Origin of the sequence: Pseudomonas corrugata (assembly GCF_050920615.1) — a bacterium.
Classification (GTDB): domain Bacteria; phylum Pseudomonadota; class Gammaproteobacteria; order Pseudomonadales; family Pseudomonadaceae; genus Aquipseudomonas; species Aquipseudomonas corrugata.
Genome location: NZ_CP130434.1, coordinates 720767 through 736088, shown reverse-complemented (window position 1 = coordinate 736088; position 15322 = coordinate 720767). Strand labels below are relative to the sequence as shown.

The following is a 15322-nucleotide window of genomic DNA, read 5'->3' as shown; positions in this document are numbered from 1 at the left end:
CGCTGGGCAGTGTTGTCCACCACAAGGGCTACCTGGCCGACAGCGGTACGCAGGCGCTCGCTGGTGGTGAGCACTTCGCCGATCATGTCTCGCTGGCGTTCCAGGAAGCGATTGAAGCCTCGCGCCAGGTCACCCAGCTCATCGACGCGACTGGAATCTAACCGGTGAGTCAAATCTCCACCACCGCTACCGATAGCAACCAGCGCCGCTGTTACCTGGCGAATCGGGCGGATCAATCCGCGAGCCAGCAGCACCACCAGGAGCAGGCATATAAAAGCCACGCCCAGACCGATAAAACAGCTCATCCACATGGCACGACGGGCCTCGGCATAGATCTGCGACTGGGGCACTTCGGCCACCAGGGTCCAGCCCAGGTCACGCAGCGGCAGACTCAGGGCGAGAAACTCTTCGCCGTCGCGCACGAATGCGCTGCTGGAAAGACCCTTCTGCCCCATGACGGCTTGGGCAGCGGGGGCACCGATCTGTTCGGCCAACTGACGCTTGCCACTGAACCGTGCTTCGGGATGTACCTGGATCAGGCCGTCGGATCGCACCAGATAGACTTTTCCGCGCTCGCCAAAGCTGAAATCGTGGATCAACTGCGACAGCTCCTTGAGCCGCAGACCAAGCCCGGCAATGCCGACGACCTTGCCGGCCTGTTCGACCTTGAGGTCGATAAACAACGTCAACTCGCCCGTGGCGGTGTCATTGTCGATATTGAGGGTTCGCGCTTGATTGCCATCCAGGAAGGAATAGAACCACGCATCGGAAGGGTTGCTGCGGGTGAGGGTCCGATCCAGGCCTTTTTCCGTGTAATAGCGACCGGAATCGGCACCTGCAATCAACGCAGTAAAGGCGTTATGCCCCGCGCGGATGCCCTCCAGGTAACGCACGAAGCCGGCAGTGGCCGCGCTGTCTTCGCCCCCAGCCAGCCACTCCTTCACCATGCTGTTGCTGGCGATGTCCTTGGCGGCCGTCAGCGGCTGGACCAGAATTCGCTCGATGTCATTGCGCGTCGCTTCGATGCTCGACGGCAATGCCTGCTCCACGAGGTACTGCTGGGCAAGGCGATTGACCACGAGGGTATAAACGCCAACCACGATGAGAATACTCACCAGCAGGGCGGTGCCCATGCCCAGAATCAACTGCCACTGAATACTGCGTCGCCAGAACCACATGAAGCACCCCCAGGGAATTAAGATGCTGAAAACGCTGCAACAGCCGTGCCGATTGTATACAACCCTATCGACAATCTATTTCCTGGGTGTACTCACATTATTTTTCAGGCTTGCTGGATAGTCCTGGAAATGACGTCGACCGTGGCGCTGACCTGCTCCTGATATCGGTCGAGTTCTGCCTGGTGCTGCTTCTGCATTTCCATCTGCTGGGAGCACAGGTTCATTGCCGCCAACACCAGCAGACGATCGCCGATCAGCGTCGGGTATTTTCTCTTGGTATCGGCCAAGGCAGCCTTGAGCATTGCAGCGGCGTCCAGCAGGGCCTGTTCCTGCCCGGCCGGCGCTTTGATCGAATAGTCCTCACCCAGGATCGAAACGACCGTCACCCCGTCAGCGCCGTGCTTCATGCGCTGACAGGGCCGGTGCTGGCCCGCTCGATCAATGCCTGGATACGAGCGGCGGTAGCACCATGGAGTTCTTCCTGTTCCATCAGGCTCAGTTGCAGGCTTTCATTTTCATCCTTGGCCCTGGCAAGTTCCGCGCTCAGGGTTTCGTTCAGGCCGGTGAGGTGGCGATTCTGTTGCACCAGGTCATTGACCAGTTGCTCCAGCTGGCTGAGGGATGTTTCCAACATATTGATTTCCAGGCTTTTTCAAGGGGCGCGTACGATAAAGAAAAGTCACCGCCGATGCCATGGCTAGCAGGGCGACGATGCTTCGCTGGCGAGCTGTAGAGACTGCGGATGGGCAATCTGGTTCCTGCCCTTCGTCGCCCGGTAATGTCGCTTTGCGTCAAAAGCATGCAGCCGCCTCAAGACTTCAGTCCCATGACCGATAAGTCATTGGTCATCAGTCAAAGCCCGCACGGACGCGCCTCTTCCCGGAACCTTCCATGTCCCTACGTAATATGAATATCGCGCCGCGGGCGTTCCTGGGGTTTGCCCTGATCGGCGCCCTGATGCTGGCGCTTGGGGTGTTCGCCCTGACCCAGATGAGCAAAATCCGCAGCTCCGGCGAAAACATCGTCGAGAACAGCGTGCCCAGCATCCAGGCCCTGGATGAATTCACCCAGCTCACCCTGCGCCTGCGCGTATTGTCTTATCGCTTGCTGGTTAATCGCGAGCCGGATATCCAACAGAAAACCTTCGAGCTGTTCGAACAACGCAACCAGCAGATCCGCGCGGCCCAGGCCGCCTACGAAAAACTCATCAGCGCCCCTGAAGAGCGGGCCGCTTATGACCAATATGTGCAGCTGCTGGGGCAGTACCGTCAGCTCGAAGAGCGGATGAAGACGCTGTCACGCAACAATCAAGTCGATGAATTGCGCACACTGCTCAACACTGAGCTACTGAGTAATTCCGACGCCATCAACGTAGTCATCAACCGGCTGATGGAGATCAACAATCAGCAAGCCGAAGCGCTCAACCAAGGTGCGACGCAACAGTACTCGACCGCTTTCAACTGGGTCGTCGCCCTGCTGGTCATCGCTACCGGCCTGACCCTGCTCTTCGCCTGGCTGCTGACCAACAGCATCACCCAACCCATTGGCAGCGCCCTGAACGCCGCCGAGGAAATTGCCAAGGGCAACCTGACCCGACCGATCACCGTGGATGGCAACGACGAAGCCGGTCGCCTGCTGCGGGCGATGGCGACCATGCAGGAAAAACTGCGCGACACCTTGCAGCGGATTTCCGGCTCAGCCACCCAATTGGCTTCCGCCGCCGAAGAACTCAACAGCGTCACCGACGAAAGCGCTCGTGGCCTGACCCAGCAGAACAACGAAATCGAACAGGCCGCCACCGCGGTCAACGAAATGACCAGTGCCGTGGAAGAAGTGGCGCGCAATGCGGTCAGCACGTCCGAAGCGTCGAAACACGCCACCACGTCCGTGGGCGATGGACGGGACCTGGTGCAGGAAACCGTCAGTGCCATCGAGCGCATGAGCGCTGATGTGCAAGGCACCGCCACGCTGATCGGCAACCTGGCCGACGAGTCCCGCGACATCGGCAAAGTGCTGGACGTGATCCGCGGCCTGGCGGACCAGACCAACCTGCTGGCCCTGAACGCCGCCATCGAAGCCGCCCGTGCCGGTGAAGCCGGTCGCGGCTTTGCGGTGGTAGCGGATGAAGTGCGCGCCCTGGCACATCGCACTCAGCAGTCGACCAGCGAGATCGAGCGCATGATCGGCAGCATCCAGAGCGGCACCGAACAGGCCGTGGACTCGATGCGCCACAGCACCGAACGTGCCGAGTCGACGCTGAACATCGCCCGCGGCGCCGGCATGTCCCTGGACACCATCAACACCGCCGTCGTCGAAATCAACGAACGCAACCTGGTGATCGCCAGCGCCGCCGAAGAACAGGCCCAGGTGGCTCGTGAAGTGGACCGCAACCTGGTGAACATCCGCGACCTGTCGGTGCAATCGGCCACCGGCGCCAACCAGACCAGCGCCGCCAGTGCCGAACTGTCGCGCCTGGCGGTGGACTTGAACAGCATGGTGGGGCGCTTCAGCCTCTGACCTGTTCGCGTTGCGGGCTTTGCTCTCCTCTGTGGGAGCAAGGCTTGCCCGCGATGAAGGCACCACGCTTCCTGGGCCCTGCTTCGGCCTCATCGCGGGCAAGCCTTGCTCCCACCGCAGCGAAAAATCTCCGCCCCCTGAAGGCAAGCCAAACCTTTTTTGACAGCATCACATTTCAACAGGTTAGAATCGCTGGCACGCAGACTGCATGGTCAGTCCGTGCCCGTCTTTCAGTTTTTCCGGAGTACTGCCTTTGACTGCGACGACCATCAACAGCCTGTTCTTGATCGGCGCGTTGCTGGTGGGTGCGAGCATCCTGGTCAGTTCTCTTTCGTCCCGCCTGGGCATCCCGATCCTGGTGATCATCCTGGCCGTGGGCATGGCCGCCGGTGTCGATGGTGCCGGTATTCTTTTCGACAACTACGCCACGGCCTATCTGGTCGGTAACCTCGCGCTGGCCGTCATTCTGTTGGACGGTGGCTTGCGTACCCGGGTTTCGAGTTTCCGGGTGGCCCTGTGGCCGGCGCTGTCGCTGGCAACGGTCGGGGTGCTGATCACCACCGGGTTGACCGGCCTGGCGGCGGCGTGGCTGTTCAATCTGAACCTGATCCAGGGTCTGTTGATCGGCGCCATTGTCGGCTCGACCGATGCCGCGGCAGTGTTCTCGCTGCTAGGCGGCAAAGGCCTGAACGAGCGGGTCAGCGCCAGCCTCGAGATCGAGTCCGGCAGCAACGACCCCATGGCGGTGTTCCTGACCGTGACCTTGATCGGCATGCTCGCCAGCGGCCAGACCGACCTGGAATGGAACCTGGTGGGGCATCTGGTGCGTGAGTTCGGCAGCGGTGCCGTGCTCGGCCTGGGCGGTGGCTGGCTGATGTTGCAACTGGTCAACCGGATCAACCTGGCCAACGGCCTCTACCCCATTCTCGTCATCAGCGGCGGCCTGGCCGTGTTCGCTCTCACTAATGCATTGCACGGCAGCGGTTTCCTGGCGGTGTATCTGTGCGGCCTGGTCATCGGCAATCGCCCGGTGCGCAGTCGCCACGGCATCCTGCACATGCTCGATGGCATGGCCTGGCTGGCGCAGATCGGCATGTTCCTGGTGCTGGGCCTGCTGGTGACGCCCCATGACCTGTTGCCGATCGCCCTGCCCGCCCTGGGCCTCGCGTTATGGATGATCCTGTTCGCACGGCCGCTGTCGGTCATCGTCGGCCTGCTGCCCTTCAAGGCCTTCCATGGTCGCGAGAAGGCCTTCATCTCCTGGGTCGGCCTGCGTGGCGCGGTGCCGATCATCCTGGCGGTGTTCCCGCTGATGGCCGGCCTGCCCCACGCCCAGCTCTATTTCAACCTCGCGTTCTTCATCGTGCTGGTGTCGTTGCTGGTCCAGGGCACGAGCCTGCCCTGGGTTGCCAAGCTGCTGCACGTCACCGTCCCGCCGGAGCCCTTGCCGATTTCCCGGGCTGCGCTGGAGGTTCATGTCACCAGCGAGTGGGAGCTGTTCATTTATCGCCTCGGAGCGGAAAAATGGTGCATCGGTTCGCCCCTGCGAGACCTGAAAATGCCCGATGGCACCCGTATCGCGGCGCTGTTTCGTGGCCAGCAACTGCTCCATCCGTCGGGTAGTACGGTGCTGGAAACCGATGATCTGCTCTGCGTGATCGGCCATGAACATGACCTGCCGGCCCTTGGAAAACTCTTCAGCCAGGCGCCGCAACGGGGCCTGGATCTGCGCTTCTTCGGTGACTTCGTACTCGAAGGAGACGCCCAACTGGCCGCGGTTGCCGCCCTGTACGGCCTGCAACTGGACGGCATCGATCCGGACATGTCCCTGGGCCGCTTCATTGCCCAGAAAGTCGGTGGCGCACCGGTGGTCGGCGACCAGGTGGACTGGAACAACACCTTGTGGACCGTCGCGGTCATGGACGGGAACAAGATCGGCAAAGTGGGCGTCAGATTCCCCGAAGGAAGTCGCCCGGGTCCCGGCTTGTTCCTCTAAACTGCTCCCATTCTTTAATTTGCTCGTCCGGTCTCTATGCCTACCCTGCGCTCCCTCTTCGCCATCGCCCTGCTGGGCCTGAGTCTTTCCGTCTGCACGCTGCAGGCTGCTGAACCGCCCACCAGCGACTCGGTGCAGGCCAGCCTGGACAAGATTGCCGACCGCAAACTGCCGGAAGCCGACCAGAAAGCCTTGCAAGCCGTGTTGCAGGATACCTTGGCCCAGCTCGCCAGCAAGGCCGACTACGAACGCAAGCTCCTCGCCCTCAAGCAACAGTTGGCCAGCGCGCCGAAACAGAACATCGAAAACCAGCGGGAGCTGGCAAAGCTCAAGAACACCGCCGTGGTACCCGTGGCGCAGCGCTATGCCAACCTGCCGATTTCCCAGCTCGAGCAAATGCTGACGGAACGCTCTACCCAACAGAGCGACCTGCAAAAAGCCCTCGCCGACGCCAATAGCCTGATCATCACCGCCCAGACCCGCCCCGAGCGCGCCCAGGCCGAAATCGCCAGCAGCCAGACCCGCATCCAACAGATCAACTCCATCCTCAAGGCAGGCAGGGACGCCGGCAAACCCCTGAGCGCCGAACAGCGCGACCAGCTCAACGCCGAACTGGCAGCCCTGAACGCGTTGATCCCGTTGCGCCGCCAGGAACTGGCCGGCAACAGTCAACTGCAGGACCTGGGCAACGGCCAGCACGACTTGTTGATGGAAAAAATTTCCCGCATGGAGCAGGAAATCCAGGACCTGCAGAACCTGATCAACCAGAAACGCCTGGCCCAATCCCAGGAGACGGTGACCCAGCAGTCCATCGAAGTCCAGAAGGCCGGCGGCAGCAGCCTGCTGGCAACCGAAAGCGCGACCAACCTGAAGCTCTCCGACTACCTGCTCAAAAGTACCGACCGCCTCAACGAGGTGACCCAGCAGAACCTGCAGACCAAGCAGCTGCTGGACAGCGTCACCCAGACCGACGCAGCCCTGGATGAACAGATCAGTGTGCTCAAAGGCAGCCTGTTGCTCTCCAAGATCCTCTATAAGCAGCGCCAGACCCTGCCGCGCCTGAAGCTGGACCAGAACCTCGCAGACCAGATCGCGGACATCCGCCTGTACCAGTTCGAAGTCAGCCAGCAACGGGAGCTGCTGAACAATCCGAGCGCCTATGTGGACAGCCTGTTGGCGTCCCAGCCGTCGGAGCAGGTCACGCCGCAGCTGCGCAAGACCTTGCTGGACCTGGCCCTGACCCGCGTCGACCTGCTGGAACGCCTGAGCCGCGAGTTGAGCGCGGTGCTCAACGAATCCATCACCCTGCAACTCAATCAGAAACAATTGCTCAGCACTGCGCAAAACCTGCGGGCGACACTCGAAGAGCAAATGTTCTGGATCCCCAGCAACAAACCGCTGGATTTCGAATGGATGCGAGGTGTGCCGGCTCGCCTGGAAAAACAGGTCGACTCGTTGCCCTGGACCTCGAGCCTCAGTGAACTGGCCGACGGCCTGACACAGCGGCCGCTGCTGTTCCTGCCCCTGGCTCTGCTGATCGGTGCATTGCTGTGGCGGCGCAAGCATCTCTATGCACGGTTGAGCAAAGTTCACCAGGACGTGGGCCACTTCAAGCGCGACAGCCAGTGGCACACACCCCAGGCGATCCTGATCAACATCCTGTTGGCGATGCCGGTCGCCCTGGCACTGGCCCTGTGTGGTTTTGCCTTGCAAATCGATGCCCGCGGCCAGAACGCCAACCTCGGCGCGGCGCTGTTGCAGATCGGCCAAGCCTGGCTGGTGTTCTATACCGCCTATCGCATTCTGGCTCCCGGCGGCGTGGCTGAGTTGCATTTCCGCTGGGAGAAACCGCAAGTCGAGTTCCTTCAGGGCTGGATCCGTCGGCTCGGGCTGGTGGTACTGGCGCTGGTAGCCGTGGTGGCGGTGGCCGAGTTGCAGCCTTCGACACTGGCCGACGACGTGTTGGGCATGCCAGTGGTACTGACCTGTTATGCCTTGATGGCCTGGCTGCTCAGCCGCCTGTTGCTCAGCAGCCCGACCCACCGCAATGCCTCCCTGTTCCGCAAGGCCGTCGGGGTTATTTTCACCGCACTGCCCATCGCGCTGTTCGTGGCGGTGTGCTTCGGCTACTACTACACCGCGCTGAAGCTCAGCGACCGGCTGATCAATACCCTGTACCTGCTGATGTTCTGGCTGGTGATCGAGGCCACCTTCGTTCGCGGCCTGTCGGTCGCGGCCCGGCGCCTGGCCTACCAGCGCGCCCTGGCCAAGCGCCAGGCGGCCAAGGAAGCCGGCGATGGTGAAGCCGTGGTCGAGGAGCCGACCCTGGATATCGAGAAGGTCAACGAGCAGTCCCTGCGCCTGATCCGCCTGGCCCTGCTGGGCGGCTTCATCGCCGCGCTTTACTGGGTCTGGTCGGACCTGATCAGCGTATTCTCGTACCTGGACAACATCACCCTCTACGAATACACCAGCGGCACCGGCGTCAACATGAGCATGGTGCCCATCAGCATCGGCGACTTGCTCGGTGCGCTGATCATCATCGGCATCACCTTCGCCCTGGCGCGCAACCTGCCAGGCCTCCTGGAAGTGTTCGTCCTGTCGAAACTGAACCTGGCCCAGGGCAGCGCCTATGCCACCACCACGCTGCTGTCCTACGTGATCGCCGGCGTCGGCTTCGTCACCACCCTATCCACCCTGGGCGTGAGTTGGGACAAGTTGCAGTGGTTGGTGGCCGCGCTATCGGTGGGCCTGGGCTTCGGCATGCAGGAAATCTTCGCCAACTTCATTTCCGGGATCATGATCCTGTTCGAGCGCCCGGTACGGATCGGCGACACCATTACCATCGGCAACCTGTCGGGCACCGTCAGCAAGATCCGCATCCGCGCGACCACCATCACCGACTTCGACCGCAAGGACATCATCGTCCCGAACAAAACCTTCATCACCGGGCAGTTGATCAACTGGTCGTTGACCGACACCGTCACCCGGGTAACCCTGAAACTCGGCGTGGACTACGGCTCGGACCTGGATCGGGTGCGGGAGCTGCTGCTCAAGGCCGCCCGCGACAACCCACGGGTGCTGAAGGAACCGGAACCGATCGTGTATTTCCTGAACTTCGGGGAAAGCACCCTGGATCACGAGTTGCGCATGCATGTGCGCGATCTCGGCGACCGCAACCCGGTGCTGGACGAGATCAACCGCTTCATCAACCGTGAGTTCAAGAAGGAGCACATCAACATCGCCTTCCGGCAGTTGGAAGTCCACCTGAAGAACGTCAACGACCAGGAATACAAGCTGGTGCCCGCCGAACCCGACAAGAAAAACATCGCGCCCGTGCCCTCGACCGCAGCCAGCATCAAGCCGGTGCCAGAGCCGCCGCAAGACACACTCGACTGATGCGCGGTGCCCCGGGCATCGCGCCGGAGACGGCCATGAAAACGTTGGAAACCTTGTCATTCGATAACCGCTTCGCCCGCCTGGGTGACGGTTTTTCGGCCCATGTGTTGCCCGAACCCATCGACAACCCACGGCTGGTGGTCGCCAGCCCGGCCGCGATGGCGCTGTTGGACCTGGAACCGGCCGAAGCCCAGGCACCGCTGTTCGCCGAGCTGTTCGGCGGACATAAGTTATGGGCCGAAACCGAGCCTCGGGCGATGGTGTATTCCGGACATCAATTCGGCCACTACAACCCGCAACTCGGTGATGGCCGAGGCTTGCTGCTGGGCGAGGTGTACAACGAAGCCGGCGAACACTGGGACCTTCACCTCAAGGGCGCGGGCCAGACGCCGTTCTCACGCATGGGCGACGGACGGGCCGTGTTGCGCTCCTCGATCCGCGAGTTCCTGGCATCCGAAGCGCTTCACGCCTTGGGGATCCCCACCACCCGTGCCTTGTGCGTGATCGGTTCGGACACCCCGGTGTGGCGCGAAAAGCAGGAGCGCGCCGCCATGGTGCTCCGCATGGCACCGAGCCATGTGCGTTTCGGTCATTTCGAGTATTTCTATTACACCAAGAAACCCGAGCTGCATGCCGCGCTCGCCGAGCACGTACTGAACCTGCATTTCGCCGAATGCCGTGAACAGCCGGAACCGTATCTGGCGATGTTCCGCGAAATCGTCGAGCGCAACGCCGAACTCATTGCTAAATGGCAGGCCTATGGCTTCTGCCATGGCGTGATGAACACCGACAACATGTCGATTCTGGGCATCACCTTCGATTTCGGGCCGTTTGCCTTCCTCGATGACTTCGACGCCAACTTCATCTGCAACCACTCCGATGACCAGGGTCGCTATTCCTTCAGCAACCAGGTGCCCATCGGGCAGTGGAACCTCAGTGCCCTGGCCCAGGCCCTGACGCCGTTCATCAGCGTAGAAGCCCTGCGCGAGACATTGGGCTTGTACCTGCCGCTTTACCAGGCCCATTACCTGGACCTGATGCGCCGTCGCCTCGGCCTGACCACAGCGGAGGACGATGACCAGAAACTGGTGGAGCGCCTGCTGCAACTGATGCAGAACAGCGGCGTCGACTACAGTCTGTTCTTCCGCCGGTTGGGTGATCAGTCGCCTGAACAAGCCGTCGCCAGGCTGCGGGACGACTTTGTCGACCTCAAGGGTTTCGACGCCTGGGGCGCGCTCTATATCGCTCGCGTCGGCAGTGAAGGCAGCGTCGATCAAGAGCAGCGCCGGATCCGTATGCACGCGGTGAACCCCTTGTACGTACTGCGCAACTATCTGGCACAGAACGCCATCGATGCCGCCGAATCAGGCGACTACGAAGAGGTCCGCCGCCTGCACAGGGTGCTGAGCCGTCCGTTCGAGGAGCAACCGGGCATGGACAGCTATGCGCAACGGCCGCCGGAGTGGGGCAAGCATCTGGAGATCAGTTGCTCGTCCTGAATGCCTGCGGCGAGATCATCAGATGAAGGTCTCGACCGATACGCCAAAGCGCTCGGCCAACCAGCGATCTGCCGCAAGTTGAGCTGACGCTTGCCACTCAATATTTCCGAAACCACCGACTGGGTACCTACGCCCGGCAAATCACTCTGGCTCATGCCGTGCTCGCGCATCAGATAACGAAGCGCCTCGACACCGCTAGCCTTGGGCATGGGCCGGTGCTGATGGTCCCAGGCCTCGATCCATTCTCCAATGATGTCCACCAGGCTCATCAACGGATGTGCCTCATCTTCACCCACCCGCTCCAGCAATTCATCAAGAGCACCGGCCAGCCGATCGTAATCCTCTTCGTCCTTGGGTTTGCGCAGCAGAGGCGACACAAACTCCCAGTGGACGGCCACTTGTTCTATTAGCGCACTCATTCCCTTTCCTCCTTCCACTTGCCTCTGTCGTATTCTTGATGATCCAGCACACATTTGATGTACGAGCGCTGAGACCGGTATCGAACCACAGCGACCAGGCGCAACTTGTTTCCACCAATATCAAAAACATGCAGCGGGCCGACTTTATCGGTGGCGGGAAAAATGGCTTTCATCGCTGCGAAGTCCGACGGATTGTTGCGCTTGATCAGTCGATACCATTGGTCCAATGCACCGGCTGCGCGTGGGCACCTCTCCTTTGCTTCCCAAATGCGCTTCTAAGTGATCACATGCATGCAACGTCCTTATCGCATTTTGCTATGGAGGAGTTGAACACAGAATCGGAGTATCGCAAATTGCGATTAAACCGAAGAGACAAACGGCTAGGCCGCCGTCCTACTCAGCCTAGCTATCTGAAAGTTGAGGCTTCACTTAAAGATTTGAGCAGATATGAAAAAACCCGCTTACCCGACCTTATCGTTCCCCTGCTCAGGCGTCTCGATTCCCGGCTCTGCCTCGGTGGCATCCTTGTCAGTTGGCTTGGCCGGCGTTTTTTTCTCGGGATAGCCGGGCAGGCCGCGGGCGTCTTCGGGGGTCAGTTCGTCTCGTTCGTGACGGCGATCAATGGCATAGGCGGGAGCGGCGTTCGGGTCTTCGTCGCGACCGGCGGTGCCGAGCACCCAGCCGTCGTCATTGGGGTTGTCCTGCGGTGCGTGCGTGACAGGTTCTCGAGGATGGCTCATGGGACCTCCTTGGGTTGCGAACAGATGCGTTGTGGTCTTTTTGAGGCCATCGAAGGGCGTCAGTGCGGCGCATCTGATGAATGGCAACCTTGATAAACCGCCTCGGCGACACCAGATCAACATCATGACCGACTTATGGAGCTCACCATGTCTGACCCGATGCTGATCCCCTGCCCTCATTGCAACGGGCTCAATCGCATACCTGCCGAACGTCTGGCCGACCAGCCCAAGTGTGGGCGCTGCAAAGCTCCGGTGTTATTGGGCAAGCCGTTCGAACTCAAACAGGCCGACTATTCCAGCCAGGTCAAGGGCGACCTGCCGTTGCTGGTGGATGTGTGGGCGGACTGGTGCGGCCCCTGCAAATCCTTTGCGCCGGTGTTCGAACAGGCCGCCTCACAACTGACCGGCAAATGCCGACTGGCCAAACTCGACAGCGAAGCCAATCCGCAACTGTCGGCGCAATTGGGAATTCGTTCGATCCCCAGCCTGATCCTGTTCAAGAATGGCAAGGAAATCGCGCGGCAAAGCGGAGCGTTACCCTTGCCGCAGCTGATGAGCTGGTTGCGCAGCCAGGGAATCTGACGCTACTCCATTGTGGGAGCGAGCCTGCTCGCGATGCGCAGACACGTTCAACATCGATGTGCCTGTCAGTCCGCTATCGCGAGCAGGCTCACTCCCACATGGCGGCAGAGGTGGATCAGGCGTTTTCCAACAACCCATGCAACTCCACGAACTGCTGGGTCAGCTTGTGCCGTGCATCCAGATGAATCAGCGGCAGGCTGGCCTGGTGGGATTCACGCATGCGCACCGAGCTGCTCAGGTACACCGGCAGTACCGGCAAGCCCTCGGCGATCAGTTCGTCGAGCATCTGCTGCGGCAGGCTGGCCCGGGCCTGGAACTGGTTGACCACGATGCCTTCGATCTCCAGGCCCTCATTGTGGTCTTCCTTGAGCTCTTCTATTTCCGCCAGCAGGCCATACAACGCCTGGCGGGAAAAACTGTCGCAATCGAAGGGGATCAATACCCGATCAGCCGCAATCAGCGCTGAAACCGCATAGAAATTCAGGGCTGGTGGCGTATCCAGGTAGATCCGGTCGTAATCCTCGTCCAATTCTTCGAGCAATTTGCGCAGCTTGTTGATCTTGTGCTTGGCCTCAAGCTTGGGCTGCAGATCCGTCAGCTCGGCAGTGGCGGTGATGACATGCAGGTTATCGAACGGCGTTTCGTAGATATCGACCTTGTTCTTCTTCGAAAAGGGCCCGGACGACAGGGTCTGCTTGAAGAAGTCGGCAATGCCCATAGGGATGTCGTCGCCGATGAGACCGGTCAGGTATTGAGTGGAATTGGCCTGTGCGTCCAGGTCCACCAACAACGTGCGATACCCTTCGCTGGCGCTGACCGCCGCCAGGTTGCAGGCGATGCTGGACTTGCCCACGCCACCTTTCTGATTGAATACCACGCGCCGCATGTCAAAACCTCCGTGTACCAAAGATTCCCGAGTGTAGTAGGCGATGACACCGCTTCGCTACCTTCAGCATGGATGGACTACAGCGTTAGTGGCTTTTTCCGGCAAGGAAGCGTCAATTCGCGCGGAGGATGACGGAAGCGGCCGACAGACAGGTTCTGTCATAGTCGGGAAATGATATGTCCGGGCCGGGACGAACCCACCGTCAGGTTTTCCCGCTTATATGTAACCATTATTTGCTACAAGCCAACGGCACCGGGATAATGCGCGCCATTTGGGTCGCAAGACCATGCTGGGTTGGACGCGGGTCAAACCACTGAACCGTGACAATAAAAAGCCCGCAGGGGTGGGATGAATTTTTTGATCAATTTCAATATCGCCCAATGGCGCGCGTGGGCCCCTGGGCTCGAAAGCGTGGACGACTGGCAGGCGTGGAGCCAACAGCCGGTGATATTGCCCGCCAACGATGCCGCCCCTGATGTCTCGTTCCTGCCAGCCATGCAGCGCCGCCGTCTCAGCCGCCTGGCGCGGATGGCCTTCAGTGTCGCCTGGCCCCTGGCCGAAGACCGGCCAAATCTGCCATTGGTCTTTATTTCCCGTCACGGTGAAACCCCGCGCACATTCGAGATTCTCAAGGATCTGGCAGCCGACCAGCCATTGTCACCCACCCAGTTCAGCCTGTCGGTGCATAACGCAGTGATCGGCCTGTGGTCGATCATGCGCAACGAAACCAGCGAGATGACGGCCCTGGCCGCCACGGGTGACGGGCTGGAACATGGCATGCTGGAAGCCGCCGCGCTGCTGAATGAAGGTGCGCCGGCTGTGCTACTGGTCATCACCGAAGAGCAACCACCCCAGGTCTATGCACCTTGGGTTGACGACGTGCCGTTTCCCTATGCGATGGGGCTGCTGCTGACCCGGGGCGATGACTGGCAACTGGCCTTGTCCACCCAGCCGGTCCAACCGTCCGGCAGCGACTGGCCCCATGCCCTGAATCTGCTGCGTACGCTGTTGAACAACGAAACCACCTGCCAACATACCTGGAAGAATCGTGTATGGACCTGGCAACGCAACCAGTGACGGGCAAGCATCGCGACGCCTATTACTGGCGGCTGCTCGCGACCGCTGCAAGCTTCGCCCTGTTCGGGCTGGGCGGGCTGTGCCTGCGACTGCTGGTGTTTCCGCTGCTGGCCTGGTGGCCCGGCGATGCCCAGGTCCATCGGCAACGGGCCCGACGCACGGTTGGACGGCTGTTCTGGTTCTTCATCCGGTTCATGGCCCGCACCGGCGTGCTCACTTATCAGATCGACGGCGCAGAAAAGCTCGGCCGGCCCGGGCAGATGATCATCGCCAATCATCCGTCACTGATCGACGTGGTGTTTCTGATCGGGCTGGTGCGCGATGCCAACTGCGTGGTCAAGCAAAGCCTCTGGGAGAACCCTTTCACCCGTGGACCATTGCGTTCGACCCAATACATCAGCAACGACGGCAGCATGGACATGCTTGACGCCGCCAGCGACGCCCTGAAGGACGGCCAGACCCTGATCGTGTTCCCCGAGGGCACGCGCAGCCAGCCCGGCCAGGCGCCAGCCTTTCATCGGGGCGCCGCGGCTATCGCCCTGCGAGGTGCGAAAATCCTCACACCCGTGACCATCAAGGTCAACCCGACCACCCTGACCAAGGCCGAACCCTGGTATCGCATTCCCCAACGCCGCGTGCACTTCAGTTTTCACGTGGGGGCCGATATAGATCCACAAGCGTTCGCCACGCTCGGCCCCCCGCCCCTTGCTTCACGCAGGCTCAACGATTTTTTGCATCACTATTTCATCAAGGAGCTCGCCGAAGATGAGCGATCTGCACCGTGACATCAAACAGCTGATCATCGACGCCCTCGGCCTGGAGGACATCGAGGTCGACGATATCGGTGATCACCAGACCCTGTTCGGTGAAGGCCTGGGCCTGGACTCTGTGGATGCCCTGGAGCTTGGCCTGGCGATCCAGAAACAGTACGGCATCAAGATAGATGCCGACGCCAAGGACACCCGCAACCATTTCAGCAACGTGGCAAGCCTTGCGGCCTTCGTCACTGCAAAACGCGCTTGAGACCGG

At 60.8% G+C, this 15322-nt stretch carries 13 protein-coding genes and 3 pseudogenes; 9 read left to right on the top strand and 7 right to left on the bottom strand.

Going from position 1 to position 15322, the window contains the following annotated elements; all coding sequences use genetic code 11:
* Positions 1–101: 101 nt before the first annotated feature.
* From QZH45_RS03235 to QZH45_RS03225, 3 genes and pseudogenes are all read right to left on the bottom strand, one after another.
* Positions 102–1133: pseudogene (locus QZH45_RS03235) on the bottom strand (cache domain-containing sensor histidine kinase); the annotation flags it as partial.
* A 149-nt stretch (positions 1134–1282) separates the two neighbouring features.
* A complete protein-coding gene (locus tag QZH45_RS03230) occupies positions 1283–1585 on the bottom strand; it encodes a cell division protein ZapA (protein WP_024779854.1) in 303 nt (100 codons plus the stop codon).
* A complete protein-coding gene (locus tag QZH45_RS03225; RefSeq protein ID WP_024779855.1) occupies positions 1582–1812 on the bottom strand; it encodes a hypothetical protein in 231 nt (76 codons plus the stop codon). Before QZH45_RS03225 ends, QZH45_RS03230 begins: the two co-directional genes overlap by 4 nt.
* A 257-nt stretch (positions 1813–2069) precedes the next feature.
* Here QZH45_RS03225 and QZH45_RS03220 point away from each other — a divergent pair.
* The 5 genes and pseudogenes from QZH45_RS03220 to selO all read left to right on the top strand — a co-directional run.
* Positions 2070–2792 (top strand): annotated as a pseudogene (locus tag QZH45_RS03220) (MCP four helix bundle domain-containing protein); the annotation flags it as partial.
* Between the two features lie 30 nt (positions 2793–2822).
* Complete coding sequence (locus tag QZH45_RS03215; protein ID WP_392396950.1) at positions 2823–3695, top strand: methyl-accepting chemotaxis protein; 873 nt, start codon at positions 2823–2825, stop codon at positions 3693–3695.
* Between the two features lie 253 nt (positions 3696–3948).
* Positions 3949–5691 (top strand): potassium/proton antiporter, encoded by a 1743-nt coding sequence (locus QZH45_RS03210; RefSeq protein WP_024779857.1) that lies wholly within the window; start codon positions 3949–3951, stop codon positions 5689–5691.
* A 36-nt stretch (positions 5692–5727) separates the two neighbouring features.
* A complete protein-coding gene (mscK, locus tag QZH45_RS03205; RefSeq protein ID WP_024779858.1) occupies positions 5728–9090 on the top strand; it encodes a mechanosensitive channel MscK in 3363 nt (1120 codons plus the stop codon).
* A 35-nt stretch (positions 9091–9125) separates the two neighbouring features.
* Positions 9126–10589 carry a protein adenylyltransferase SelO gene (selO, locus tag QZH45_RS03200; RefSeq protein WP_024779859.1) on the top strand — a complete coding sequence of 488 codons (1464 nt, stop codon included), beginning with the start codon at positions 9126–9128 and terminating at the stop codon, positions 10587–10589.
* A gap of 18 nt (positions 10590–10607) precedes the next feature.
* Here selO and QZH45_RS03195 read toward each other — a convergent pair.
* The 3 genes and pseudogenes from QZH45_RS03195 to QZH45_RS03185 form a co-directional block, all read right to left on the bottom strand.
* Positions 10608–11008: pseudogene (locus QZH45_RS03195) on the bottom strand (helix-turn-helix domain-containing protein).
* Positions 11005–11277, bottom strand: a complete 273-nt coding sequence (locus QZH45_RS03190; RefSeq protein WP_237140498.1) for a type II toxin-antitoxin system HigB family toxin — start codon at positions 11275–11277, stop codon at positions 11005–11007. Before QZH45_RS03190 ends, QZH45_RS03195 begins: the two are co-directional and overlap by 4 nt.
* A 192-nt stretch (positions 11278–11469) precedes the next feature.
* The gene (locus QZH45_RS03185; protein WP_024779860.1) at positions 11470–11748 is read right to left on the bottom strand and encodes a hypothetical protein; all 279 of its coding nucleotides are present in this window, start codon (positions 11746–11748) and stop codon (positions 11470–11472) included.
* Between the two features lie 147 nt (positions 11749–11895).
* Between QZH45_RS03185 and trxC the strand changes: the two genes are divergently transcribed.
* The gene (trxC, locus tag QZH45_RS03180; protein WP_024779861.1) at positions 11896–12330 is read left to right on the top strand and encodes a thioredoxin TrxC; all 435 of its coding nucleotides are present in this window, start codon (positions 11896–11898) and stop codon (positions 12328–12330) included.
* 115 nt (positions 12331–12445) lie between these two features.
* Here trxC and QZH45_RS03175 read toward each other — a convergent pair whose 3' ends face one another.
* Positions 12446–13216, bottom strand: coding sequence for a ParA family protein (locus tag QZH45_RS03175; protein ID WP_024779862.1), 771 nt, complete (start codon positions 13214–13216; stop codon positions 12446–12448).
* A gap of 348 nt (positions 13217–13564) precedes the next feature.
* Here QZH45_RS03175 and QZH45_RS03170 point away from each other — a divergent pair, with 348 nt between their 5' ends.
* The 3 genes from QZH45_RS03170 to QZH45_RS03160 are packed head-to-tail and all read left to right on the top strand — an operon-like array spanning position 13565 to position 15316.
* On the top strand, positions 13565–14293 hold the full coding sequence (locus QZH45_RS03170; RefSeq protein WP_033034764.1) for a beta-ketoacyl synthase chain length factor: 729 nt from the start codon (positions 13565–13567) through the stop codon (positions 14291–14293).
* Positions 14269–15078, top strand: a complete 810-nt coding sequence (locus QZH45_RS03165) for a lysophospholipid acyltransferase family protein (RefSeq protein ID WP_024779864.1) — start codon at positions 14269–14271, stop codon at positions 15076–15078. The genes QZH45_RS03170 and QZH45_RS03165 overlap by 25 nt, the downstream gene beginning before the upstream one ends.
* Entirely contained in the window at positions 15059–15316 is a 258-nt protein-coding gene (locus tag QZH45_RS03160) for a phosphopantetheine-binding protein (protein WP_024779865.1), read from the top strand. Before QZH45_RS03165 ends, QZH45_RS03160 begins: the two co-directional genes overlap by 20 nt.
* Positions 15317–15322: the final 6 nt, after the last annotated feature.

Bases quoted from the DNA above. Each gene is read 5' to 3' on its own strand.
- mscK (WP_024779858.1), top strand. From the start codon at position 5,728: ATGCCTACCCTGCGCTCCCTCTTCGCCATCGCCCTGCTGGGCCTGAGT.
- QZH45_RS03175 (WP_024779862.1), bottom strand. From the start codon at position 13,216: ATGCGGCGCGTGGTATTCAATCAGAAAGGTGGCGTGGGCAAGTCCAGC.
- QZH45_RS03165 (WP_024779864.1), top strand. From the start codon at position 14,269: ATGGACCTGGCAACGCAACCAGTGACGGGCAAGCATCGCGACGCCTAT.
- QZH45_RS03215 (WP_392396950.1), top strand. From the start codon at position 2,823: ATGGCGACCATGCAGGAAAAACTGCGCGACACCTTGCAGCGGATTTCC.
- QZH45_RS03170 (WP_033034764.1), top strand. From the start codon at position 13,565: ATGAATTTTTTGATCAATTTCAATATCGCCCAATGGCGCGCGTGGGCC.
- trxC (WP_024779861.1), top strand. From the start codon at position 11,896: ATGTCTGACCCGATGCTGATCCCCTGCCCTCATTGCAACGGGCTCAAT.
- selO (WP_024779859.1), top strand. From the start codon at position 9,126: ATGAAAACGTTGGAAACCTTGTCATTCGATAACCGCTTCGCCCGCCTG.
- QZH45_RS03225 (WP_024779855.1), bottom strand. From the start codon at position 1,812: ATGTTGGAAACATCCCTCAGCCAGCTGGAGCAACTGGTCAATGACCTG.
- QZH45_RS03230 (WP_024779854.1), bottom strand. From the start codon at position 1,585: ATGAAGCACGGCGCTGACGGGGTGACGGTCGTTTCGATCCTGGGTGAG.
- QZH45_RS03185 (WP_024779860.1), bottom strand. From the start codon at position 11,748: ATGAGCCATCCTCGAGAACCTGTCACGCACGCACCGCAGGACAACCCC.
- QZH45_RS03160 (WP_024779865.1), top strand. From the start codon at position 15,059: ATGAGCGATCTGCACCGTGACATCAAACAGCTGATCATCGACGCCCTC.